At 69.6% G+C, this 23,982-nt stretch carries 15 protein-coding genes and 2 pseudogenes; 12 read left to right on the top strand and 5 right to left on the bottom strand.

What is annotated here, in order from left to right; genetic code table 11:
• Positions 1–324 precede the first annotated feature (324 nt).
• From FSYMDG_RS09755 to FSYMDG_RS09775, 5 genes and pseudogenes are all read left to right on the top strand, one after another.
• Positions 325–1,659: pseudogene (locus FSYMDG_RS09755) on the top strand (LLM class flavin-dependent oxidoreductase); the annotation flags it as partial.
• Positions 1,660–1,901: 242 nt separating this feature from the next.
• Positions 1,902–3,313, top strand: a pseudogene (locus FSYMDG_RS09760) (LLM class flavin-dependent oxidoreductase).
• A gap of 79 nt (positions 3,314–3,392) precedes the next feature.
• On the top strand, positions 3,393–4,532 hold the full coding sequence (locus FSYMDG_RS09765) for an isopenicillin N synthase family dioxygenase (RefSeq protein WP_013873359.1): 1,140 nt from the start codon (positions 3,393–3,395) through the stop codon (positions 4,530–4,532).
• A gap of 129 nt (positions 4,533–4,661) precedes the next feature.
• A complete protein-coding gene (locus tag FSYMDG_RS09770; protein ID WP_013873360.1) occupies positions 4,662–5,969 on the top strand; it encodes a bifunctional o-acetylhomoserine/o-acetylserine sulfhydrylase in 1,308 nt (435 codons plus the stop codon).
• 291 nt (positions 5,970–6,260) lie between these two features.
• Entirely contained in the window at positions 6,261–7,814 is a 1,554-nt protein-coding gene (locus tag FSYMDG_RS09775; protein WP_013873361.1) for an NAD(P)/FAD-dependent oxidoreductase, read from the top strand.
• Positions 7,815–8,133: 319 nt separating this feature from the next.
• Here FSYMDG_RS09775 and FSYMDG_RS09780 read toward each other — a convergent pair whose 3' ends face one another.
• Together FSYMDG_RS09780 and FSYMDG_RS09785 are read right to left on the bottom strand one after the other, a co-directional pair.
• The gene (locus FSYMDG_RS09780) at positions 8,134–9,297 is read right to left on the bottom strand and encodes a helix-turn-helix transcriptional regulator (protein ID WP_050803455.1); all 1,164 of its coding nucleotides are present in this window, start codon (positions 9,295–9,297) and stop codon (positions 8,134–8,136) included.
• Between the two features lie 902 nt (positions 9,298–10,199).
• Entirely contained in the window at positions 10,200–11,828 is a 1,629-nt protein-coding gene (locus FSYMDG_RS09785; RefSeq protein ID WP_013873364.1) for a long-chain fatty acid--CoA ligase, read from the bottom strand.
• 924 nt (positions 11,829–12,752) lie between these two features.
• Between FSYMDG_RS09785 and FSYMDG_RS26810 the strand changes: the two genes are divergently transcribed.
• The 4 genes from FSYMDG_RS26810 (at position 12,753) to FSYMDG_RS09810 (ending at position 17,549) form a co-directional block, all read left to right on the top strand.
• Positions 12,753–13,862, top strand: a complete 1,110-nt coding sequence (locus tag FSYMDG_RS26810; RefSeq protein ID WP_165001419.1) for a LuxR C-terminal-related transcriptional regulator — start codon at positions 12,753–12,755, stop codon at positions 13,860–13,862.
• A 77-nt stretch (positions 13,863–13,939) separates the two neighbouring features.
• Entirely contained in the window at positions 13,940–14,920 is a 981-nt protein-coding gene (locus tag FSYMDG_RS09800) for a zinc-binding dehydrogenase (protein WP_013873367.1), read from the top strand.
• A 29-nt stretch (positions 14,921–14,949) separates the two neighbouring features.
• Complete coding sequence (locus tag FSYMDG_RS09805) at positions 14,950–15,735, top strand: enoyl-CoA hydratase/isomerase family protein (protein WP_013873368.1); 786 nt, start codon at positions 14,950–14,952, stop codon at positions 15,733–15,735.
• Positions 15,736–15,878: 143 nt separating this feature from the next.
• A complete protein-coding gene (locus tag FSYMDG_RS09810) occupies positions 15,879–17,549 on the top strand; it encodes an AMP-binding protein (protein WP_013873369.1) in 1,671 nt (556 codons plus the stop codon).
• 135 nt (positions 17,550–17,684) lie between these two features.
• On the opposite strand, the gene FSYMDG_RS09815 is transcribed toward FSYMDG_RS09810, so the two are convergent.
• Together FSYMDG_RS09815 and FSYMDG_RS09820 are read right to left on the bottom strand one after the other, a co-directional pair.
• Positions 17,685–18,143: a MaoC/PaaZ C-terminal domain-containing protein gene (locus FSYMDG_RS09815; protein ID WP_013873370.1), complete on the bottom strand. Its 459-nt coding sequence runs from the start codon at positions 18,141–18,143 to the stop codon at positions 17,685–17,687.
• Complete coding sequence (locus tag FSYMDG_RS09820; protein ID WP_013873371.1) at positions 18,140–18,595, bottom strand: FAS1-like dehydratase domain-containing protein; 456 nt, start codon at positions 18,593–18,595, stop codon at positions 18,140–18,142. The genes FSYMDG_RS09815 and FSYMDG_RS09820 overlap by 4 nt, the downstream gene beginning before the upstream one ends.
• Positions 18,596–18,738: 143 nt before the next feature.
• Between FSYMDG_RS09820 and FSYMDG_RS09825 the strand changes: the two genes are divergently transcribed.
• Together FSYMDG_RS09825 and FSYMDG_RS09830 are read left to right on the top strand one after the other, a co-directional pair.
• Positions 18,739–19,914: an acyl-CoA dehydrogenase family protein gene (locus tag FSYMDG_RS09825; RefSeq protein WP_013873372.1), complete on the top strand. Its 1,176-nt coding sequence runs from the start codon at positions 18,739–18,741 to the stop codon at positions 19,912–19,914.
• 2 nt (positions 19,915–19,916) lie between these two features.
• Positions 19,917–21,920: an AMP-binding protein gene (locus FSYMDG_RS09830; protein WP_013873373.1), complete on the top strand. Its 2,004-nt coding sequence runs from the start codon at positions 19,917–19,919 to the stop codon at positions 21,918–21,920.
• Positions 21,921–21,982: 62 nt separating this feature from the next.
• Here the strand turns inward: FSYMDG_RS09830 and FSYMDG_RS09835 are convergent, their stop codons facing one another.
• Positions 21,983–22,750, bottom strand: a complete 768-nt coding sequence (locus tag FSYMDG_RS09835; protein WP_013873374.1) for a FadR/GntR family transcriptional regulator — start codon at positions 22,748–22,750, stop codon at positions 21,983–21,985.
• A 95-nt stretch (positions 22,751–22,845) separates the two neighbouring features.
• Between FSYMDG_RS09835 and FSYMDG_RS09840 the strand changes: the two genes are divergently transcribed.
• Positions 22,846–23,955 carry an acyl-CoA dehydrogenase family protein gene (locus tag FSYMDG_RS09840; RefSeq protein ID WP_013873375.1) on the top strand — a complete coding sequence of 370 codons (1,110 nt, stop codon included), beginning with the start codon at positions 22,846–22,848 and terminating at the stop codon, positions 23,953–23,955.
• The last annotated feature ends 27 nt before the right edge of the window (positions 23,956–23,982 follow it).

Here is a 23,982-nt window from a genome sequence, read left to right on the forward strand (position 1 = left end):
GATCTGTTGACGTCGACCAGAGCCGCCGCTGATCCGGCCTGACAGCCGCGGGATCCGACGTCCACCGTCAACATCATCTCGTGTCCTGCGGGCTTGTGGCCTCGTGTGGTGACGGACCCTGTGCGGCCCGTCCGGCCACGATGATCAATTGATGATCAATTCTCGGCGGTGGTGAGCTGGTCGCGCCGCCGGCCACCCGCGGCCACGGCGCACCACGGCACGCCAGGCAACGACACACCAGACAACGACACGACGCACCGATCGACCCGTCCCACCGCCTCGGCACGCCCCGGCCGCCGCGACGGCGGTGGAGAGGACCCCGACATGACCTCCGTCACGGACGTGGCGCCGGCACCGGGCCGCTCCCGGCGCCAGCTGACCCTGGGCGCGATCCTGCACGGCTCCGGCGGGCACATCGCCGGCTGGCGGCACCCCTCCTCGCCGCCGGGCGGCCAGCTCGACCTCGACCATCACATCCAGCTGGCCAGAACGCTGGAGCGGGGGACGTTCGACGCGCTGTTCGTCGCCGACGTCGTGGCCATCTGGGGACACCAGTACGACTCGTTGCGGCGCACCGCCCGCGCCGACCACTTCGAGCCGTTGACCCTGCTGGCCGCGCTGTCCACCGTGACCGAACGGATCGGCCTGGTCGCCACCGCGACGACGACGTACAACGAGCCGTTCCACATCGCGCGCAGGTTCGCCTCCCTGGATCATCTCTCCGCCGGCCGGGCCGGTTGGAACGTGGTGACGTCGGTGGTCCCGCTGGAGGCCGGCAACTTCGGCCGGGACACCCATCTCGACCACAGCGCGCGCTACCTGCGGGCCGAGGAGTTCGTCGAGGTCGTCCGGAAGCTGTGGGACAGTTTCGACGACGGCTCGGTCGTCCGGGATACCGCGTCCGGGCACTACTACGACCCGGCCGGTCTGCGCACCCCACACCATGCCGGCCCGCATTTCACGGTGCGCGGGCCGCTGAACATCTCCCGGCCGCCGCAGGGCCATCCGGTGATCTTTCAGGCCGGCTCGTCGGAGACCGGCCTGGCGTTCGCGGCCCGCCACGGCGAGGTGGTGTTCACCGCCCAGACCACGCTGGCCGGTGCCCAGGCGTTCTATGCCGACATCAAGGCACGCGCGGCGGCGTACGGCCGCGACAGCGACCACCTGCTGGTCTGGCCGCTGCTCGCACCGTTCGTCGCGAGCACCCGGGAGCGGGCCCGGGCCCGCCTGGCCGAACTGCAGGAACTGGTCCACGACGACGTGGCCCGCCGGCTCGTCCAGGACAACATCGGGGATCTCGACCTGTCCGGATACCCGTTGGACGGGCCGCTGCCGCCCGTCGGCGCGACCAACCGGAGCCGCAGCCGCCAGGAGCTGATGCTCGACCTGGCCCGCCGCGAGAACCTCACGATCCGCCAGCTGGCGCTGCGGTTCACCACCGCGGGTGCCGTGGTCGGCACCCCGGAGGATGTCGCCGACCACATCGAGGAGTGGTTCACCACCCGCGCCGCCGACGGTTTCAACGTCAGTTTTCCCTACCTGCCCGGCGCCGCCGAGGACTTCGTCGACCACGTCGTCCCCGAGCTGCGCCGCCGCGGGCTGTTCCGCCACGCCTACGAGACGACGACGCTGCGCGGCCACCTCGGGCTGCCGCGCCCCGGGCCGGCGCACGTCCGTGGGCCGACACCGGGGATGCCGCGGACATCGGTGCCGTGGGCGTCAGGGACGCCGCGACCGTGGGCAGCGCGAACATCGGGGGCAGCGCGAACATCGGGGACAGCGCGGGTATCGGCGGCGGTGGGGGCGTCGGCGGCGGTGCGGGCGGCGGGGGCGCCGAGCCGCGGCCGGTGGGCGCGGGGCGGCGGGACGGGGCAGGGACGGCGGAGGGAAGCCGGTGACCCATGGCATCTGACGTGGCACCCGACGCTACCGGTGACGCCGGCACCACCGGCGCAGCCGGCGTCACCGAGCACGGCGGCCGGCGACGGCTGCATCTCAACGCCTTCCTCAAGCCGCCGGGGGAGTTCCTGGCCGCCTGGCGGCACCCGGGCGCCGTCCCGGACGCGGGCGTGAACATCCGGCACCTGATCGACCTGGCGCGGACCGCCGAGCGGGCCCGCTTCGACGCGCTCTTCTTCGCCGACCTCGTCGGGGTGCCCTTCGCCGACCAGGAGGTGCTGCGCCGGGTCTCGGTGGTCAACGACTCCTTCGAGCCGACGACCCTGCTCGCCGCGCTGGCCACCGCCACCAGCCGGATCGGGCTCATCGCCACCGCGTCCACCACCTACAACGAGCCCTACCACCTGGCGCGCACGTTCGCCTCGCTGGACCACCTCAGCCGGGGACGGGCCGGCTGGAACCTGGTCACCTCGCTCAACGACGCCGAGGCACGCAACTTCGGCCTGCCCGAGCACGTCGAGCACGCCGAGCGCTATTGGCGGGCCGCGGAGTTCCACCAGGTGGTGACCGGCCTGTGGGACAGCTTCGACGACGACGCGTTCCGCCACGACCAGGCGTCCGGGATCTACTTCGACGACGACAAGGTGCACCGGCTCGACTACCGGGGCAGGTACTTCTCGGTGACCGGGCCGTTGAACGTCCCCCGGCCGCCGCAGGGCCGGCCGGTGATCGTCCAGGCCGGCTCCTCCGAGGCCGGCAGGTCGCTGGCGGCGGCGGTCGCGGACGTCGTCTTCACCCACCATCCCGACAGCGCCGCCGCCCGGGCCTTCTACACCGAGATCAAGGCGCGGGCGGCCGCGGCCGGCCGCAACCCGGAGCATGTCCTCGTCCTGCCGGCGCTGTCCACGATCGTCGGCCGCACCCTCACCGAGGCCGAGGACAAGGCCGAGCGGCTGTACGTGCTGCTCGACCCGCGGGTGGCGCTGGCCGATCTCGCCTACTGGCTCGGCGGCGTCGACCTGTCGACGTACCCGTTGGACGGGCCGCTGCCGCAGCTGCCCCCTCGAACCAGAGCCGCAGCGCCCAGCGGCTCATCGTGGACCGGGCCCGGGCCCGCAACCTGACCATCCGCGAGCTCGCCAGGGGGCTGGCCCGTGACGAGCGGACCATCGTCGGCACCCCCGAGACGATCGCCGACCACATCCAGGAGTGGTTCGAGACTCAGGCCGCGGACGGTTTCAACGTGATCTTTCCGTATCTGCCGGAGACACTCGACGACTTCGCGGACCTGGTCATCCCGCACCTGCGACGGCGTGGCCTGTTCCGGACCTCCTACGAGGGCCGGACCCTGCGCGAGAACCTGGGACTGCCCCGCCCGGCCAGCCGGTACGCCCGTGATCGGCACAGCGCGTGATCGCTGCCAGGCGCATCCGACCGAACGGCGGTCACCGACCGCCGTCACTTCCGGCCCACGACCGACAAGGAGGCCGACGATGACCGAGACGACCCACACCGACAACGCCAGCGCCGGCGGCATCGGCATCGGCTCGGACGGGCCGGGGCCTGCCGGGCCGGTGGCCGCCCTGCCCACGCTGGACATCGGCCCCTACCGCACGGGCGGCCCCGGGCGGGTGGCGTTCCTGGCGGCGTTGCGCGCGGCCTGCCACGGGCCGGGCTTCTTCTACCTCACCGGGCACGGGATCCCGCCGGCCACCGCCGCCGCCATGCTGGCGGTCAGCCGGGAGTTCTTCCACCTGCCCGAGGACGTCAAGCTCGAGATCGAGAACGTCCACTCGCCGCACTTCCGCGGCTACACCCGGCTCGGCCACGAGATCACCCGGGACAACCCCGACATCCGTGAGCAGATCGACGTCGGCGACGAGCGCCCCGTCCGCCAGCTCGGCCCGCACGACCCGCCCTACCTGCGCCTCGACGGCCCCAACCAGTGGCCGGCCGCGCTCCCGCGGATGCGGGAGATCGTCGATGCCTACATGGCCGAGCTGGGACGGCTCGCCCGCACGCTGGTCCACGCGTTCGCCGAATCGCTCGGCCTGGCCGCCGACCAGCTGGACCCGACGTTCGCCGTCGACCCCCGCTCGCATCTGAAGCTGATCCGCTACCTGCCCGCGCCGGCGGGCTTCACGGCCGACTACGACCAGGGCGTCGGCGCGCACAAGGACGGCGGTTTCGTCACGTTCGTCCTGCAGGACGACACCGGCGGCCTGCAGGACGCACGCAGCCCGCAGGCGGGTACGGACGTGCCGGCCGACGGCTGGATCGACGTCACCCCGGTACCGGGGACCTTCGTGGTCAACATCGGCGAGATGTTCGAGCTGGCGACCCAGCGTTACTACCGGGCGACCGTGCACCGGGTCGTCAGCCCACCGGCCGGGACGGAGCGGGTGTCGGCGGCCTTCTTCTTCGGCCCGCACCTGTCGGCGACGCTGGCACCCCTGCCGCTGCCGGAGGAACTGCGCCGGCAGCTACCGCCGTCCGAGCCTCCCGACCCGCGCAACCCGATCTTTGCCGAGCACGGCGTCAACACCCTCAAGAGCTGGCTGCGCAGCCATCCCGAGGTGGCCCGGCGGTACTACTCCGACGTCGAGGCGCCCGCCGGCCGAAGAGCGCACTGATCATGCTGCCCGGCCCGCCGGTTGTGGGCAGGCGAGCCGGCAGCGGCCGGACGGCGGCCGGACAGTGAGCGGTGACAGACGGCGGCCAGGCAGTGAACCGACCAGGTAGCGAGCAGTGAGAGGAAACCCGTGACGAGCGAGTCCACGACGTACAGCTTCGAGACCCGGCAGGTCCATGCCGGCGCCCGGCCGGATCCGGCGACGGGCGCCCGCGCGGTGCCGATCTACCAGAGCACGTCGTTCGTCTTCGAGGACACCCGCCACGCGGCGGACCTGTTCTCGCTCGCCGAGTTCGGGTTCACCTACACCCGGGTGGTCAACCCGACCCAGGACGTCTTGGAGCAGCGGGTCGCGGACCTCGAAGGCGGTGCCGCGGCGCTGGCGACGGCCAGCGGGCAGGCGGCGCAGGCGCTGGCGATCCTCACCATCGCCTCCGCCTGCGATCATCTGGTCTCGTCGTCGTCGCTGTACGGCGGGACGTACGCGCTGTTCGCCCACACGCTGTCCGAGTTCGGTATCGAGACGACCTTCATCGACGATCCCGACGACCTGGGCGCCTGGAAGGCCGCCGCGCGCCCGAACACCGCAGCCTTCTACGGGGAGACGATCGGCAATCCGCGCGGGAACGTCCTCGACATCGCCGGGGTGGCCGAGGTCGCGCACGAGGCGGGCGCGCCGCTCATCGTCGACAACACCCTGGCCTCCCCGTATCTGTCCCGCCCGCTCGAGCATGGCGCCGACGTGATCGTGCACTCGGCGACGAAGTTCATCGGCGGGCACGGCACGTCCATCGGCGGGGTAATCGTCGATGGCGGCCGGTTCGACTGGGGCAACGGGCGTTACCCACGGTTCACCAGACCGGATCCGTCCTACAACGGGCTGGTGTTCCTCGAGGCCTTCCCGGAGCTTGCCTACATCGTGCGGGCCCGGGCGAAGCTGCTGCGCGACCTCGGCCCGGCGTTGTCGCCGGTCAACGCCTTCCTGCTGCTGCAGGGGCTGGAGACGCTGTCGCTGCGGGTGCAGCGGCACTCGGAGAACGCGCTGGCGGTGGCGCGCTGGCTTGAGGGCCGCGACGACGTGCTGTGGGTCGCCTACCCGGGGCTGGAGAGCAGCCGCTGGCACGCGGCGGCGACGCGCTACCTGCCGGCCGGCGCCGGCGCCGTGCTGGCCTTCGGGATCCGCGGCGGCGCGGCGGCGGGCCGGGCCTTCGTCGAGGCCCTTGCGCTGCACAGCCATCTGGCCAACGTCGGTGACGTGCGCTCGCTGGCCATTCATCCCGCCACGACCACCCACGCCCAGCTCACCGCGGCCGAGCAGGCCGCGAGTGGGGTCAGCGGCGAACTGGTCCGGCTCTCGGTCGGTCTGGAGGGGATCGACGACATCCTTGCCGACCTGCGCACCGGCTTCGCCGCGGCGGCCGGAGCATCCGACGCCTGAGCCGTCACCCGAACGGCCACCCGGGCGGCCACCGGACGGCCACTCGGGCGGCTGTGGTGAGACCCGCCGTCCCCCCGCCCTCGCGGACTATCTACTCTGGTGAAGATGGAAAGCGTGATCATTGCGGGCGACGCGGGAACGGTCATCGAAGATGACGATCCCCGATCGGGTCGTGACCGCCATGTCACACCACGTAGCCACCGCGGGCTGGCCAGCGCAGGGTGACCGGCACCGCCGGGTAGTCAGCCGCAGGAATCGTCCCCTTCAGCCATCAAGGAGCCGTTGCATCCCATGACCGAGCTTTCAACGCCGCCCGCGGAACCCGGTCGCGAGATCCTGGTGATAGGCGCCGGTCCAGCGGGTCTGAGCGCGGCCTTCCAACTGCACAAGTACGGGATCGCCTCCACCGTCCTCGAGGCGGACAGCCAGGTCGGCGGCATCTCCCGGACGGTCGAGCGCGACGGCTGGCGGTTCGACATCGGCGGCCACCGGTTCTTCACCAAGGTCCGGGCGGTCGAGGAGCTCTGGCACGAGATTCTCGACGACGCCGACTTCCTGCTGCGGCCGCGCAAGAGCCGGATCTTCTACAACGGCGCCTACTACGACTATCCGATCAACGCCGGGAACGCGTTGCGCAACCTCGGCCCGGCCGAGGCCGCCCGGTGCGTCGGCTCGTACCTGTGGGCCAGGGCCCGGCCGCCGAAGGACCAGACGGACTACGAAAGCTGGCTGGTCGCCCGGTTCGGCTGGCGCCTCTACCGCACCTTCTTCAAGACCTACACCGAGAAGGTCTGGGGGGTGCCGGTCAGCGAGATGCCGGCGGACTGGGCCGCCCAGCGGGTGAAGAGCCTGTCGCTGGCGAACGCCATCGTCAACGCGGTCTCGCCGAGCCGTAACCAAAAGAAGATCACCTCGTTGATTGAGGAGTTCCAGTACCCCAAGTACGGCCCCGGGATGATGTGGGAGGTCTGCCGTGACAAGGTCACCGCGGCCGGCAGCAAGGTGGTGATGAACACGACCGTGGCGGGCATCAGGCATGCCGACGGCCGCGCGACGGCGGTCGTCGCGCGCGACGGCGACGGGGGGACCACCGTCTACCCCTGTACCGACGTCGTGTCGTCCATGCCGATCTCCGAGCTGATCACGGCGATGGACCCGCCCGTCCCGGCCGCTGTGGCGCAGGCCGCGCGCGACCTGCGCTACCGGGACTTCATCACCGTCGCGCTCGTGGTGCCCGCCGACAAGGTGCCCTGGAACGACAACTGGATCTACATTCACGACCCGCAGGTGCGGACCATGCGCATCCAGAACTTCGGTTCCTGGTCGCCGTTCCTGGTCAAGGACGGCCGTAACGTGCTCGGCCTGGAGTACACGGTCTTCGAGAGCGACGCCGCCTGGACGGCTCCCGACGACGAGCTCATCGAGCAGGGCAGGCGGGAGCTGGCCAAGCTCGGCCTCGTCGACTACGACGACGTCGAGGCGGGATATGTGGTCCGCCAGGGCAAGGCCTATCCCATCTACGACGACCGTTACCGGGCGAACGTCGACGTGATACGCGGCTGGCTCGCCGAGCACGCCACCAACGTCCACCCGGTCGGCCGCAACGGCATGTTCCGGTACAACAACCAGGACCATTCGATGCTCACCGCGATGCTCACCGCCGAGAACATCGCCACCGGCACGACCCACGACGTCTGGTCGGTCAACGTCGAGGAGGAGTACCACGAAGAGAGCGCAGGCTCCCCGGCCGGCCGGCCCGGCGGCTCCCTCGGGACGGGACGTGACGCCCCGGTCCTCTCGCGTACCTCGCTCGACGCCGCGGCAGACTCGGCGGCACGGTCGTGACGGCCCGGTAGGACGTCACCAGGAGTTACTCCTGTCGGCGCCTGTCTGTGTTCCAGCGGCTCGCTGCCATCACTGACTGTAATATTTTAGCCTCTGACGGTCCCGTCCCTCCCACGCCGGGATTCCAGGTGCGGGAGGGATGCTGCCGGTCGCCTGGGCGAACCACCCACCGATCTGACCTGATGGTCAGGAGGGTGATGATCGGGGTGGTGTCGTGAACGGTGTCAACCCGTCCGTGCTCCGGTGTGTCGTCGGACGGACATCGTCTGTTCGTTGTCGGTCGTCTGTTTGTCGCTGGCGCGGGGCTGTTCCCGGCGGCTCATGACGCCTCCCGCTCGCTGTGCAGCCAGATCGACACCGCTTCGGTACGGCTGGCCGCGTTCAGCTTGCGCAGGATGTGCTTGACGTGGGACTTCACGGTTCCCTCGGAGATGATCAGCCGGTCGGCGATGCGCGCGTTGGTGTTGCCGGCGGCCATCAGCCTGAGCACGTCGATCTCCCGCCTGGTCAGGCGGGAGTCCGCGGGCCAGGGGGTGTCGTGGAACGGGCGTACGGGCTGGGCGAACCCGTGGTTCATCCCGTATGCGCCAAACCTGATCGGCTCCTCGATGTCGTTCATCGTCGCGGCCAGCCCGGCGGTGTAGCGCAGCATCTCGGTGCGCATCTGGGCCAGGCGGTCGAGGAGGACCGCGCGCTCCAGCGCATAGCCCAGGCCTTCGGCGAAGACCGCCAGGATGTCCCGGTCGAACTCGGCGAGCTCGCCGCGGTGGTAGTAGCGGTCGGCGTGCAGGAAACCGATCACCTGGGAGGAGGTCGTGATCGGTACCGCGACATAGCTTCTGACCCGGGCCGCCTCGGCCATCGCCCGGTGGACCCGCGCCTCATCCTGGACGTTGGTGACGATGAGTGGCCGTCTTCGCCGTACGATCTCCGTCTCGAACAAGGGGGGCACGAGCTTCTGCGGATTGTCCTGCCCGGCTCGCACGATGAGCTGGGCCCATTCCCGGTCTCCCTCGACGTACATCGTCTCGGGTACCCAGATCGACTCGTGGATGCGTGACATGATCGCCCGGTCGAACCCGATCGTGCACGCGATGCCCGGGGTTGCCTCGATCAGTTCGGATACCGAGGACAGCTGGTGTAATCGACTGAGAGCGTTCTGAACCTTACGGATCGTGCTGGAATGGTGGTGGGCGTGCTCCTCGCGTACGTCGTCGTCGGTGTTCTTCAGCTGGATGAGCAGCGGGAGCAGGTCGTCGGCACCGGCCAAGCGGTCGGCGGTGGCGTGGTCACCGGCCGCGGCCGCGCATACGCCGTGCCAGACGGCCTCCAATGCGCTGCTGGCGGCGGGTAAGTCGTCGATCTCCGTGGTGTCGGGCAGTTGCTGGGAGCACAGGAGCGCCTGAGCCTTGCCGATGATGGTGAGTACCTCGCTCACCGTCCGGTCGGAGATCGACCGCTGGTGTGTGCGGTCGCCGATCATCGGTCTGTGGTTTCTCCCGTGGCACCTGATGTCCCCGGTGGACACGATGAGCCTCCTCGACTGGCGCAGGCGTCCAGCACTGGACACCTGGCGGATCAGAAGTCAAAGTCCGGCCTTGTCACGTTCTGTCGATCTCTGTCACTCGACCGCGTTGTGGACGCGCCAAACCATACGGCTGACTGACCCGCTGGGTCACCCACGTGTGCACGACCGAGCTTCTTTTTCGAAGAGGGTAGCGTGCGTGCCGTACGCAGAAGCGCTGATTCGTAGCGGATCCTATCGAATTGACGGTTAATAAGATCAATAATATCACTTATTAAGTTGATTTACTTACTTAAAGTAACATCTTGTTGACGTCGTGCTGTGATCGTCGATGTGCCCTGGACGCCTGACTGTTCCACTTCGAAGATCCTTATCGCCTTCGTGGCCACCTGTAGCGGCTCCCGTAAGCGAGCGAGGCGGCTGCCCGGTTGCGCCGATGCCCGGGTGGCGGCCTCGTGAACGCGCCTGCGATCAGCGCTTCTCAGGGGTCCGCGTCGCGGGGAGGCTCTTGATCCCGTTGATGAGGTTGGCGACCGGGAAGTTCGGCTCGGGACGGGAACGTCCGGCATCCGGGGCCGACCTCGGTCGGTTCCGGTCATCGCCTCGATGCGGGGGCGGGCTGGCGGTCCGGTTCGGCTTCCCGTTGCGGTAGAGCCCGCCTCCCGGCGTCCCGCGGGCGGCGAACGAGCGGACGAGCGGACGAGCGGACAAACAGGGTCGCGGTGTCAGGGATGATCCCTGGCACCGCGTACCCATGGCCCGGGGTGTGGCCGTCCGCCTCACGGCCCCCGGGTTCCCGCAGCCGTCCCGCTACCTCGCGGTGTACCGGTGCACGTCGCCTGTCCGTCGCCCTGGCGGCGTCAGATGGTCTGTACTGTCAGAAGCTGGTCCGCGTGCTGGCGGCGCAGCACCTTCTTGTCGTACTTGCCGGTCGCCGTCAGCGGGACCGCGTCCACGAACGACCAGTTCTCCGGCAGCCACCACTTCGCGACCCTGCCCGTCAGCCACGTCCGCAGCTCCTCGGCCGTCACGCTCGCTCCGTCCCGCAGCACCACGACCGCGAGCGGACGCTCCTGCCACCGCTCGTCGGGCACGCCGATGACGGCGGCCTGGAGCACGTCCGGATGGCCGATGATCGTGTTCTCCAGCTCGACCGAGGAGATCCACTCGCCACCCGACTTGATGACGTCCTTCGTCCGGTCGGTCAGCGTGACGTAGTGCAGGGGGTCGACCCTGCCGATGTCGCCGGTACGCAGCCAGCCGTCGTGGAACTTCTCCGGGTCGTCGTCGCGGTAGTAGCCCCCGGTGACCCAGGGCCCGCGGACCTCGAGCTCGCCGATCGACTTCCCGTCCGCGGGCAGTTCGATGCCGTTGTCGTCGACGATGCGAAGATCCACGCCCGCGATCGGCCTGCCCTGGGTGACCCGGAAGCGCATCATCTCCTCCTCGTCGAGGCCGGCCGGCGGCCGGGCGATCGCCGCCAGCGGAGAGGTCTCTGTCATCCCCCAGGCATGCAGGATCCGGACGCCGAACTCCTTGTCGAAGGCCTCCATCAACGAGCGCGGCACCGCCGATCCGCCGCACAGCACCAGACGCAACGAGGACAGGTCGGGTCCGGGGTTGTTCCGCAGGTGGTTCAGGATGTCGTTCCAGATGGTGGGAACGGCTCCCGACACGGTCGGGCGTTCCTGATCGATGGTCCCGACCGGCGTCTGGGCCTGCAGGAAGGGCCCGGGCAGCAGCAGATTGGCACCACTCATCAGAGCGGCGTACGGCAGGCCCCAGGCGTTGGCGTGAAACATCGGCACGATGGTGAGAATCGTGTCGTCAGCGTTGATACTGAAACCCTGCGCGGTGCAGGCAGCCTGCGAATGTAACCACAGCGACCGGTGGCTGTAAACCACTCCTTTGGGGTTGCCCGTTGTGCCGCTGGTGTAGCACATCGAAGCCGCGTCGCGTTCGTCAACGGCCGGCCAGTCGAATTCCTCGGGCTCGGCGGCAAGGACCTCCTCGTACCGGAGAATCTGCTTGCCGGCATCCTCCAGGGCGAAGGCGTCCCCGTCGCCGTTCACCAGCACCGTGTGCACGCTGTCTATCTTCGGCAGGGCCCCGGCCAGCAGTGGGATCAGGGAATCGTCGACGATGATGACCTGGTCCTCGGCGTGGTTGGCGATGTAGGCCACCTGCTCGGCGGCCAGGCGGATGTTCAGCGTGTGCAGCACGGCTCCCATCGCCGGTACGGCCGCGTACGCCTCGAGGTGCTGCTGGTTGCTCCACTGGAAGGTCGCCACCCGCTGGTCCCCGACGATGCCGAGCCGGCGCAGGGCACCTGCCAGCCGGGCGGCTCGCGCACCGATCTCGGCATACGTGGCACGGCTGACCTGGCCTGGTGCGATCACGGTCCGCGCACCGTGATCGCCGTGGACCGAGACGCCGTGCGCCACTATCGAACGCACCGTCAGAGGGAAGTCCTGCATCGTGCTTCGCACAGCGTACATCCTTTTTCGTCAGGCCCGGCTTTGGGTCGCGAGTGGGGACACCACCATGGATGGGCCGGCCGGAACCGCTTCGGCAACGGCAGGGCGCACCTGTTCACTCCTCGATCACGATGGCGGACATCGGGCACATCGATGTCGCGCGTTGCACGGAAGAACGCAGGCCGTCATCCGGTCGGCTATACAACAATGTCACCTGGTCGGCGTCATCCGCAAGGTCGAAGACCGTGGGTAGGGCAAGCAGGTAGCAAGCATGCGGCAAGCAACTACTACCCATGCCCGGCACGCGGGTCGCGGTTCACCGAGACATTCATGATGCCTTCTCCCGGGTTTCTCCTTCGGAAAAGCCCGTCCGTACCGGAGCGGGGTGCGCGCGTCGTGGCCTCGCCGCCTGTCCGCACGGCCCTGACCTGCGTTTTTGCGCCGCTCGAGGCCCCGCCCGCGGACCGGTCCCGCGAAGCGCCGCCACTGCCGTCCCCATCGGCGGTTCTCCTGTCACCCCTCGCAGCCCGACCCTTTTGTCACCACAAGTCCACGATCGTGTACATCGATGGGCTTGTTCCCACCGTCGGAAGCCCCTGGCGGCAGAGCCGCGCACGCCATCGCTGGCGGAAACGGGCCGGCGATGAGCCGGCGCTGGCGGGGTGGGGCGGGCCGCCCCGGGGGTTCGCCGGCCGTGAAGATTGGTCAGACCTAATCCGGGATTGGTCAGGCCTAAACCGACTGGTCGGGCCTAGACTTACATGCCACACGCCACACCGGTTCGGTGCGCAGACCGGTGCGGTACGTCCTTACGAACTGGATCTGGCAGCGATGACTCCACCGAAGGGAAGAGACCCCCGGGACGCCGCGGATGCGATGGTTCCGGTCGGGACGCGTCGGCGGCCTGACCTGATGCGTCGTGCGCGTGAACTGCTGGTGACTGCCGATCAGCTGGTCGATGGCGTCGGGCGGGACATCGCCCGCAGGCCCGCGGACGACCTCAACGCTGTCGACGGGCAACTCGCGGTCATGAGTGGCCTGCTCCGCGAGCGGCTCGTCTCACCCGCGAAGTACCCGGACGGTGCTTCGCTCGTCAACGTGAGCACGGCGCTGGCGGGACTGCACACCATCCGCTACGAGATCCACGACTTTCTCGTCCATGAGCGCCTGCGACGTCTGGACATGCTCGACGCCGGCCTGGTTCAGCTACGCAAAGTGCATGAACCGGATGAGCTGCTGAACCGTGTGTGCGAGTCGGTCGTGCACGGCTGCGGTTTCGACCGAGTGATGCTCTCCCGGGTCGAGGGCTCGGTGTGGCGGCCGTGGAAGAGCTACGCGGTCACCGACCAGGAGGTGGAGCGGACCTTCCGGAAGTGGATCAGCGCCATCCCGGAGATCCACCTCGATCATCTGCTACTCGAGAGCGAGATGGTGCGGCGGTGTGAACCGGCGCTGGTCACCGACGGCGCGCACGACCGGCGGGTCTACCGCCCGCTCCTGGACGCCTCCGAGCTGCGTTCCTACGTCGCGGCGCCGCTCATGCCGACCGGCCGGGTGATCGGTTTCCTGCACGCGGACTACAAGTCCGAGCAGGTGTCCGCCCTCGACCGGGACATCCTGTGGGCCTTCGCCGAGGGTTTCGGGCAGATCTTCGAGCGTGCCGTGCTGCTGGGGCGGCTGCGTGACCAGCGCGAGCAGGTGCGCAGTGCGATGCAGACCGTCGAGTCGGTGCTGGACGACCTTGCGGGTGCCGAGATCGATCTCGCCAGCCGGGAGCACGCCACCGCGCTCGCTGCCACCCGGCCCGCCCGGCTGCTGCACACCACGCGCTCGTCGAAGATGGAGTCGCTCACGGGCCGTGAGCTCGAGGTGCTGACGCTGATGGCGACGGGCGCGACGAACAACAGGATCGCCGAGAAACTCGTGATCACCAACGGTACCGTGAAGTCGCATGTGAAGCGCATTCTGCGCAAGCTGGGCGCGGAGAACCGCGCGGAGGCCATCTCCCAGTACCTGCGTCTGACGATCGGCCAGAACCACCTGTAGCGGGGCCGCTTGCGCCCCCGCGCCCGCCAGCACTAGGGTCCAATGGTCAGACCTTTAGTTGGGGTTCTGGAGGTAGGGTGCGCGCGGTTGTCCTCGACGAGTTCGGCCCGGCGGGCAACCTTCGGTTCGCCGACTTCCCCGACCCGCGGCCGGAGCCCGGGTGGGCCACGGTGCGGCTGCGGGCCAGCGCCCTGAACTGGCACGACGTGCTGGTCCGGCAGGGCAGGTACCACTCCCCGCTGCCGCACGTGCTCGGCGCGGACGGCGCGGGCGTGCGGGTGGACACCGGCGAGGAAGTGGTGATCGTGCCCTCGCTGTGGTGGGGCGAGGACGACAGCGCGCCGGGCGCGTCCTGGGAGATCCTCGGCGACCACCGGCCGGGCACCTACGCCGAACTGGTGCGGGTGCCCGTCGAATGTGTGGTGCCGAAGCCCGCCGGGCTCAGCTGGCCGCAGGCGGCTGCCCTGCCACTGGTGGGGCTGACCACCTATCGCGCGCTGTTCACCCGCGGCCGGCTGCGTGCCGGGGAGTCCGCCCTGGTGCTCGGCGCCGGTGGCGGCGTCGCCACGATGGCGGTCAGCCTCGCGGTCGGCATCGGCGCCTCGGTGGCGGTCACCTCGTCCTCGGTCGGCAAGATCGAGTCTGCTCGTGGGCTCGGGGCCGGCGGCGGCGTGCTCTACACCGAGCCCGACTGGCCACAGGCGGCCAGGGAGCTCTCACCCGGGGGAAGGGGCTTCGACCTCGTGCTGGATTCGGTGGGCACCTGGCAGGAGTCGATCCGGGCGTTGCGGCCGGGCGGCCGGCTGGTGGTTCTCGGCGCGTCGCGCGCGCAGGAGGCGCGCATCGACGTACGGCACTTCTATTTCGGGCAGTTCGACCTGCTCGGTACCACAATGGGTGGTCCCCGCGACTTCGCCGGGCTGCTGGAGCTGCTGACGTCCCGGCGGGTGGCGCCCCCGGTCATCGACCGGGTCTTTCCGCTCGACCAGGCCGACCAGGCGCATCAGTACCTCGAGCGGGGCGGCGGGTTCGGAAAGATCGTCCTGACACAGGACTGAACACCCCGTACCGGGAAGGGACAACGCCGATGACAGACAAGCTCGTCCGCTACGAGGTCGACGACCACGGCGTCGCCCTCGTGACGCTGGATCACCCGCAGACCCGCAACGCGCTCAGCGACGATCTCCTCGATGATCTCCTGGACGCGCTGGAGGAGGCAAAGATCGACACTGGCGTGCGGGTCGCGGTGCTCACCTCGTCGCATGAGCGGATCTTCTCCGCGGGCGGCAACCTCAAGGCGTTCGCCGACGATCGTCCGACGATCACCAAGTACGCCGGGCTCGACCGCTTCCCGCGCCTGTTCAAGCTGATCGGGGCCCTGGGCAAGCCGGTGATCTGCGCCGCCAACGGCGACGTGCTCGCGGGGGCGTTCGGGCTGGCGCTGGCCTGCGACCTGGTGATCGCGAAGGAGTCGGTCCGGTTCGGCTGCCCGGAGATCAACGTGGGCGCGTTCCCCTTCATGATCTCGGCTCTCATCTACCGCAACGTCGGTCGGCTCAAGGCCAACGAGCTGATGCTGCTCGGTGAGCTCGTCAGCGCTTCGGAAGCCCGTGACCTGGGCATTGTGAACACGGTGGTGCCCGACGCCGAGTTCGACGACACCGTCCGGGCCTGGGCGCGCAAGCTGGCGTCGAAGTCGCCGCTGCTGATCAGGCTCGGTAAGGACGCCATCAACACCACTCGGGACCTCGCGCTCGGCGAGGCACTGGACGTGCTGCAGGCCCAGCTCGCGCTGGCCTTCACCACCGAGGACCTCGTCGAGGGGGTGCGGGCGTTCCGGGAGAAGCGGGCTCCCGAGTGGAAGATGCGGTGATCGTCTGACTCCGAGATCGTCCAGTTCTGACCCGTTGTCGGCGTTCGGCTCCAACTCGTTGCCTTTTTGGTCCAACCATTCTAAGGTTGACTGAAATGGTGTGACCTGGGGCACGGTAGCTGTTGACGACGAGGAAGATCACGATGACGTTCACAACGGTGACGGACCGCTACTCGCACGACGACATCACCACCTACTACGCGACCGGTGTATGGCGTGCGGAAACCCTGTTCGACATCCTGGAGACGCAGGCCTCCCAGCAGCCAGACAAAGTGTTCGTCACGGACAACAGCGCGTCCCTGAGCTACCAGGAACTGCGGGACAGCGGGTTACGCCTCGCGGCCAGCCTGCGGCGCCTCGGCGTCGGCAGGGGGGACCGCGTCAGCGTCCAGCTCCCCAACTGGACGGAATTCGTGCAGGTCGTGGTGGCGCTGTCACGGCTCGGCGCCATCGCGATACCGATCATGCCGATCTACCGGAACGAGGAGGTCGGCTACATCCTGCGCGACGGTGGCGTCCGGCTGGCCGTCACCAGCGAGAAGTTCCGCAACTTCGACTACCTCGACATGTACACCAAGCTCCAGGCCGACAGCCCGAGCCTGGAGAAGATCATCGTGGTGCGGGGGAGTTCCTCCGACGAGCGCGACACGGTGATCCCCTTCGAATCGCTGCTGGCGGCCACCGGCCCGGCGCCCACGGCCGATGAACTCGGCGCGGGTGCCGGCGCCGACGACCCCTTCGTGATCGTCTACAGCTCGGGCACGACGTCCAACCCCAAGGGCTGCCTGCACACCTTCAACACCTTCGCTGGCGGTTCGCGGCTGCTCGGCAAGGGTCTCGGCTACCGCCAGTCCGACGTCCAGTTCGGCCCGTCGCCCATCACGCACACCACCGGGTTCATCACCAGCCTCCTCATACCGTTGATCCACGGCGCCGCCTCCCACTTGATGGACGTGTGGGAGCCCCGCGCGGGGCTGCAGCAGATCGGTAAGTTCCGCTGCACCGTCTCGGTGACCGCGACGACGTTCCTGCAGATGCTCATCGACGTCTACGACCCCGACCAGCACGATTCCAGCAGTCTGCGGATCTGGGTCTCCGCGGGCGCGCCCATACCGGGCTCCTTCGTGGAACGGGCCCGTGACCTGCTGCCGAACTGCCAGATAGAGAGCCTCTACGGCCGTACGGAGAACGCCGTGAGCACCATGTGCACGGTGGAGGACGACCCGACCCGTTCGATCACCTCCGACGGGTCGGCGCTGCCCGGCAGCTCGATCAGGATCGTCGACGAGGCGGGCCACGAGGTGCCGCGTGGCCAGGAGGGCGACATCGCCTTCCGCGGGCCCAGCCACATGCTCGAGTACATCAACAACCCACCGGAGACCGCCGCCCTGTTCACCCCGGACGGCTACTCGCGCTCCGGCGACCTGGGGGTCATGGACGCCGACGGGTACGTGCGGGTGACCGGCCGGCTGAAGGACATCGTCATCCGCGGCGGCATGAACATCAGCGTCCGCCAGGTCGAGGACCTGCTCACCGCCCACCCGGCCATCGGCGATGTCGCGGTCGTCGGGATGCCGGACGAGCGGCTGGGGGAGCGGCTGTGCGGCTACCTCGTGCTCGCCGCGGGGCACGAGCCGCTGACGCTGGAGGACGTGCGGGCCTACCTGCTCGGCCGGGGGCTGGCCATCCAGAAGGTGCCCGAGCGCCTGGAGATCGTCTCGCGGCTGCCGATGACCGCGACGGGCAAGGTCCAGAAACACGTCCTGCGCGCCGACATCGCCGAGAAGCTCAGGGCCGAGAAGCTCGGGGCGTGAGCCGGGGCGTCTCCCGCGGATCCCGCTCAGCGCCGAGCGGAGCTCCGCGGGAGACGCCCCGACAGCGGCGTGGCGGCCACCGGTGGTGGCCGCCGGCGTGGGAGGTGGTGGGCGCCGGCGCGGGCCGCGGCGACCTCAGGACGAGGCGACGACGGCCTTCGCGCTGGCCCGTACCACTGTGTCGTCGCCCCGGCGCACCGACAGGGCGATCTCGGCGACCGACTCCGTGACCGGCTCGGCGGCCGAGGCAGGGCCCGGCCCGTCGACCGCGACGATTTCACCGGACAGGCGCAGTACGTCGCCGAGGAAAACCGGGGCGACGAAACGCACCTCGAATTCTCGCAGGTGCTCCACGCCCAGCCAGTCCGACAGCCAGCCGGCCAGCATCCCGGCCTGCAGCTGCCCCATCGAGATGACACCGGGAAAGCCGCTCGAGCGCACGAACTCGGGATCGTGGTGCAACGGGTTGAAATCGCCGCCCGCGCCGGCGAAACGCACGATGTCGGTCTGCGTGAGCGGCCCGATCTCTCGGGCCGGATGGGTGTCCCCGACCGCGGCCCGAATGGGTTGCCTGGCCCGAACAGGGTGACTCATGCGCTCTTTCCTCGCTCGATGAGCACATCCCGCTGCCGGACGACCGGTGTTCCCGTGGCGTCGACATACTCGGTTTCCAGTGTCACGACGCGCATGGAGCCACCGCGTTTCCCGTCGCGGCGTTCGTCGCCGACGACGCGGCGCACGGCGCGCAGCGAGTCCCCGGCCCGCAGCGGGCGCAGGTACTGCCAGCGCACCGAGCCCACGACCACACGCTCGAGGGCCAGGCCGAGCCTGTCGACGAAGGCGCGCTGGTCACGCCAGTGCCCGACGACGACGACGTGGGTCGGGGTGGCCAGCAGATCGTCGAAACCCGCGGCGCGCGCGGCGTCCGCGTCCGTGTGTACGGGGTCCGTGGTGAACGTCGCCCGGGCGAACTCCCAGATCTTGCCGCGCTCGACGTCGAAGGCGATCTTGTCCACGACCGTGCCGATGAGTTTCCCGTCGCTCACCCGTTGTTCCTCGCCACCGTGAAAGCCGCCACCGCGCAAGTCCTCCCCGTGCCAGCGGCCACCGTGCATGTGGCCACTGCGAAAACCCCTTTTCGGTCTGACCTATAGTACCATCGCATCAATCGCGGATGAGGGGTGCAAGCATGGATCTTGCGGACTCGCCAGGGGAACGACACTTCCGCGCCGAGGTCCGGGAATGGCTGGCGACGGCACTTCCGCGCCTTCCCTGGCCGGAGCCGGCCGATCTGGTCGAGAAGCTGCCGTTCTGGCGGCAGTGGCAACGTCTGTTGTTCGACGCCGGTTATGCCGGGCTGTCGTGGCCGAAGGAGTACGGCGGCGGTGGCGCCGACGCGAAAATACGCGCGGTCTTCGCCGAGGAGACCGACCGCGCCGGCGTCCCCGAACGGCTGAACATCATCGGTGAGGACCTCGCGGGTCCGACGATCATCGAGTTCGGCACGGACGAGCAGAAGGAGCGCTTCCTGCGGCCGATCCTCACCGGCGAGGAGATCTGGTGCCAGCTCTTCTCCGAGCCGGAGGCCGGCTCGGACCTGGCGTCGTTGCGGACCAGGGCGACCAGGGTCGACGGCGGCTGGCTGCTCCAGGGCCAGAAGATCTGGACCAGCCGGGCGCACCTCGCCGCCAACGGCATCCTGCTCGCGCGCACCGGCGGCGGGCCGCGCCACAAGGGGATCACCTACTTCCTGCTGCCGATGGACGCCGACGGCGTCACCATCCGTCCGCTCGCGCACATGCTGGGCGAGGCCGAGTTCAACGAGGTCTTCCTCGACGACGTCTTCATCCCGGACGACAGGGTCGTCGGCGAGGTGGACGGCGGCTGGCGGGTCGCGATGGCCACGCTGTCCTACGAGCGGGTCGCCATTGCCACCGGCCGGGTGAACACCAAGCGCGCCGTCGACACCATCATCGCCGACATCGGCCGGCGCACCGGCGACGACGGGCGCCCGCTGGGGGAGGACCCGGCGATCCGCCAGAAGGTCGCCGACCTCTACGGGCGCGCCCTGATCCACTATCTCATCGGCCAGCGGGTGGTCACGCTCGCCGCCGCCGACGGCCCGCCCGGGCCGGTCACCTCGATCGGCAAGCTCTACTTCTGCCCGCTCGTCGAGGACCTGGCCGACTTCCGGCTCTCGCTGGAGCCGCTGGGCGGCCAGTTCTCCCCGGATGCCAGGGAACTGGACAGCACGCGCTGGCTCCGGCTGGCCTACCAGGCCCGCGGCACCGCGATCGCCGGCGGATCCACCTTCATCCAGCGCAACATCGTCGCTGAACGTATCCTCGACATGCCCCGGAGCTGACCGTGACCGAGCATACTGGGACCGAGCACACCGGGACCGAACACGCCGGGACCGGGTACACCTGGACCCCCACCTCGGAGTACATCGAGAACGCCAACGTCACCCGGTTGGCGCGGGCGCACGGCCTGTCGTCGCTGGCCGAGTTGCGCGAGCGCTCGGTGCGCGACATCGGCTGGTACTGGGACGCCGTGGTCAAGGACCTGGGCCTGCCCTTCCGCACGCCGTACTCGCGGGTGGTCGACCTCTCCGCGGGTATCGAGCATCCCGACTGGTTCGTGGGCGGCGAGCTCAACATCGTCGACGCCTGCCTGGGGCGCTGGGACGGTGACGCCTCGGTCGCGAACCGGCCGGCCGTCATCCACACGGCCGAGGACGGCACGACCACGACGGTGACCTACCGTGAGCTCACCCGGCAGGTGGAGCGGGTCAGCGCCGGCCTGCGCCGGCTCGGGATCGGCAGGGGCGACGCGGTCGCCCTGTTCCTGCCGATGATCCCCGAGGCCGTCGTCGCCTCCTACGCGGTCGCCCGCATCGGCGCGGTCCTGGTGCCGCTGTTCTCCGGGTTCGCGCCCTCCGCCATCGCCTCCCGTATCCAGGACGCCGACGCCAGGGCGGTCGTCGTCGCCGACGGCACCATCCGGCGCCGCCGCGCGGTGGCCATGAAACCGCTGCTCGATGAGGCGTTGCGGTCCTGCCCGACGGTGGAGCACGTCGTCGTCGTCGGCAACCTCGACGATGCCCCGGAGACCTCCGCGACCAGGGATGTCCGGTGGAGCGACCTGCTCACCGGCCCGGATGACGCCGGCCCGGACGGCGCTGGCGAGGCCGAGGCGCTGCGCGCGACCGACACCCTGCTGCTGGCGTACACCTCCGGGACGACGGGCCGGCCCAAGGGTGCCGTCCACACCCACGCAGGCTTCCTGGTGAAGGTGGCCAGCGAGGTCGCCTACTCCTTCGACGTCGGCCCGGGGGGCGTGTTCTGCTGGGTGACGGACATGGGCTGGATCATGGGCCCATTATCGATCTTCGGGACGCACGCCAACGGCGCGACGCTGCTGCTCTACGAGGGCTCGCCCGACGTGCCCGACACCAACCGCCTGTGGGACCTGGTGGACCGGCACCGCGTCACCATGCTCGGGGTCTCGCCGACGCTGATCCGCACGCTGCGCTCCAGCGAGAAGATCTCGCTGGACGACTTCGATCTGTCGTCGGTGCGCGTGCTCGGCTCGACGGGTGAGCCATGGCACCCCGACTCCTACGAATGGCTGGCCAGGGACGTCTTCGGGGGGCGGGTCCCGATCATCAATTTCTCGGGCGGCACCGAGGTCGGCGGATCCTTCCTCGCGCCGTACCCGGTCGAGCCCATCCGCAGCTGCTCGCTGGGCGGCCCGTCGCTGGGCATGGACGTCGACGTGGTGGACGACCGGGCACAGCCGGTGCGCGGTGAGGTCGGCGAGCTGGTGTGCCGTCAGCCCTGGCCGGCGATGACGCGCGGGGTGTGGCGGGACGAGGCCCGCTATCTCGAGGCGTACTGGTCGACCTTCCCCGGCCTGTGGCGCCACGGCGACTTCGCCCTGGTCGACAAGGACGGGCAGTGGTTCATCCTGGGCCGCTCCGACGACGTCATGAACGTGGCGGGCAAGCGCCTGGCACCGGCCGAGGTCGAATCTGTCATGATCACCCATCCGGCGGTGGCCGAGGCGGCGGCGGTCGGCGTCCCGGACCCGAAGAAGGGCGAGGCTGTCTGGGCGTTCTGGGTTCCCCGCCCGGACGCGACGGAGGACGTCTCGGCGCAGTTGCGGGAGATGGTCGCGGCCGAGCTCGGCAAGCCCTTCGCCCCGGGGCTGGTCCGGCGTGTGTCGCAACTGCCCAAGACGCGGTCGGCGAAGATACTGCGGCGCGCGGTGCGGGCGGCGGCCCTGGGCCGGGATCCCGGGGATCTTTCCGGCGCGGAGAACCCGGACGCGGTGGAGGAGATCCGCGCGGCGGTCGGGCTGGACGCCTGAGCGCGGGTGGACCGGAATCGGGGCGGGTTCCGACGGGGCCTCGGTGGGCGGGTGACCGCCTGTCACGTCCCGTTGGGCACCGAGATCTCGGTGCGTTCCTCGACCTCGAGGACCGCCTGGGCGTAGGAGTGGACGTGACGGTTCATCCGGCGTACCGCGGCCTCGGGGTCCCGCGCGCGAATGGCCCTGGTGATGGACACGTGCGCCTTCGCCGTCAGCCGTCGCACCTCATCGTTGATGAACCGCTCGTTCTCGGTGGCCGTGTAGATCGCCCGCGACAGGGCGGTCATGAGGCCGATCAGCAACTCGTTGTGGCTGGCGGTGGCCACGCCCACGTGCCAGTCGACGTTGGCCTGCAGGAACGCCGCCAGCGTGCTGCCGGTGTCGGTGATGGCCTCGTTGGCGGCATCGAGCGCCTTCAGGTCGTCCTCCGTGCGGTACCGGGCGGCGAGCTGGGCGCAGAACGGCTCGATGGCCTCGCGGGTCTCCAGCAGCGCGGCCAGCCGGATCTGCTGGCCCCTGATCACCAGGCTCACCGAGGTCTCGACCGCGTCCTTGCTTGGCCGCTGGACAAAGGCGCCACCGGCCCGGCCGGCCTTGATCCGGACCAGGCCCTGAACCTCAAGGATGCGCAGGGCCTCCCGGACGGTTGAACGGCTCATCCGGGTCTGCGTGACCAGCTCACGCTCTGGTGGAAGCGGTGTGTCCTCGGTGAACTCGCCGGTGAGGATGCGCTCGCGAAGCTCGTTCGCCAGCACGTCCGATGCCTTGGGGACCTCCATGGGAGCGAGCCGGATCGCCGATCGATCCTTCTTCAACGCGTCGGCCATGTGATTCCATCTATCGATGGTCTATTGGTCAGACCTAAGTTACCATCCGAACATCGTGCGCAGGGCAATCATGGACGAGCATGACAGGAGCGGGCATGCGGTGGGATCTGGCCGACGAGCAGGAGATGTTCCGGGACTCGTTGGGCGAGTGGCTGGACCGTTTCGCCCCCGCCGAGACCGTGCACAACTGGCTCGGCGCCGGTGACGCCGCCACCTTCGAGGGGCTGTTCGTCTCGGAGGGCTGGCTGGCCGTGGGGTTCGCGGAGGAGTACGGCGGTCAGGGCGGCGGCCTGTTGGAGCTCGCGCTCACGGCCGAGCGGCTGGGGCGGCACAGCGCCCCGTCCAGCGCGTGGACGGCGTCGGTGCTCGCCGTCGAGGCGTTGACCGGCCTGCCGGGGCGGGTCGCCGCGGTGCTCACCGACGGCAGCTTCGCGGCTCTCGCCGTGGACGCGGACAGGCCGCCGGACGAGCCCGGCTCGGTTGTCCGGGTGGAGGCCGACCGGGCCGGCCTGGACGGCCAGGAGATCGGAGTCCTGCGCGGCACCGTACGGTCGGTCCTCGGCGCGGACCGCGCCCGGTACCTGGTCGTTCCGGCGAGCACGGCCGCGGGGCGGGCGTTGTTCCTGGTCGACGTCGACACCGAGGGTGTGGGGATCAGGGCTCGCGAACTGCTGGACCGCAGCCGCTCGGTGGCGGATGTGGATCTTGCCGACGTTCCCGCCCGGCGGCTGGACGTCGACGCCGAGCGGGTGCTCGCCCAGGCCGCGCTGCGGGCGGCCGTTCTCGTCGCCGCCGACAGCCTCGGGGCCGCGGAGCGCATGCTGCGTCTCGCGGTGGAGTACAGCAAGCAGCGACGGCAGTTCGGGGTCCCGATCGGCTCGTTCCAGGCGGTGAAGCACGCGGCCGCCTCCATCCTGGTCTCGGTCGAGGCAGCTCGGTCCATCGTCTACTTCGCCGCCGCGTCCGTGGACCAGGGGAACGAGGAGGCGGCGCTGCACGCGGCGACCGCGAAGGCGCAGGTCACGGCCGCCGGTGAGCAGGCGGCCGACAGCGCGCTGACCATGCACGGCGCCATCGGCTACACCTGGGAGCACGAACTGCAGCTCGCCTACAAGCGGGCGAAGCTGAACAAACGGCTCTTCGGCGCGCCGGGCGTGTGGAACGAGCGGCTGGCCGCGGCACTGCCTCTGCTGCCCGTCAGCTGATACAGACTTTTTGGTCTGTCCTTTGAT

Source organism: Candidatus Protofrankia datiscae (genome assembly GCF_000177615.2).
Classification (GTDB): domain Bacteria; phylum Actinomycetota; class Actinomycetes; order Frankiales; family Frankiaceae; genus Protofrankia; species Protofrankia coriariae.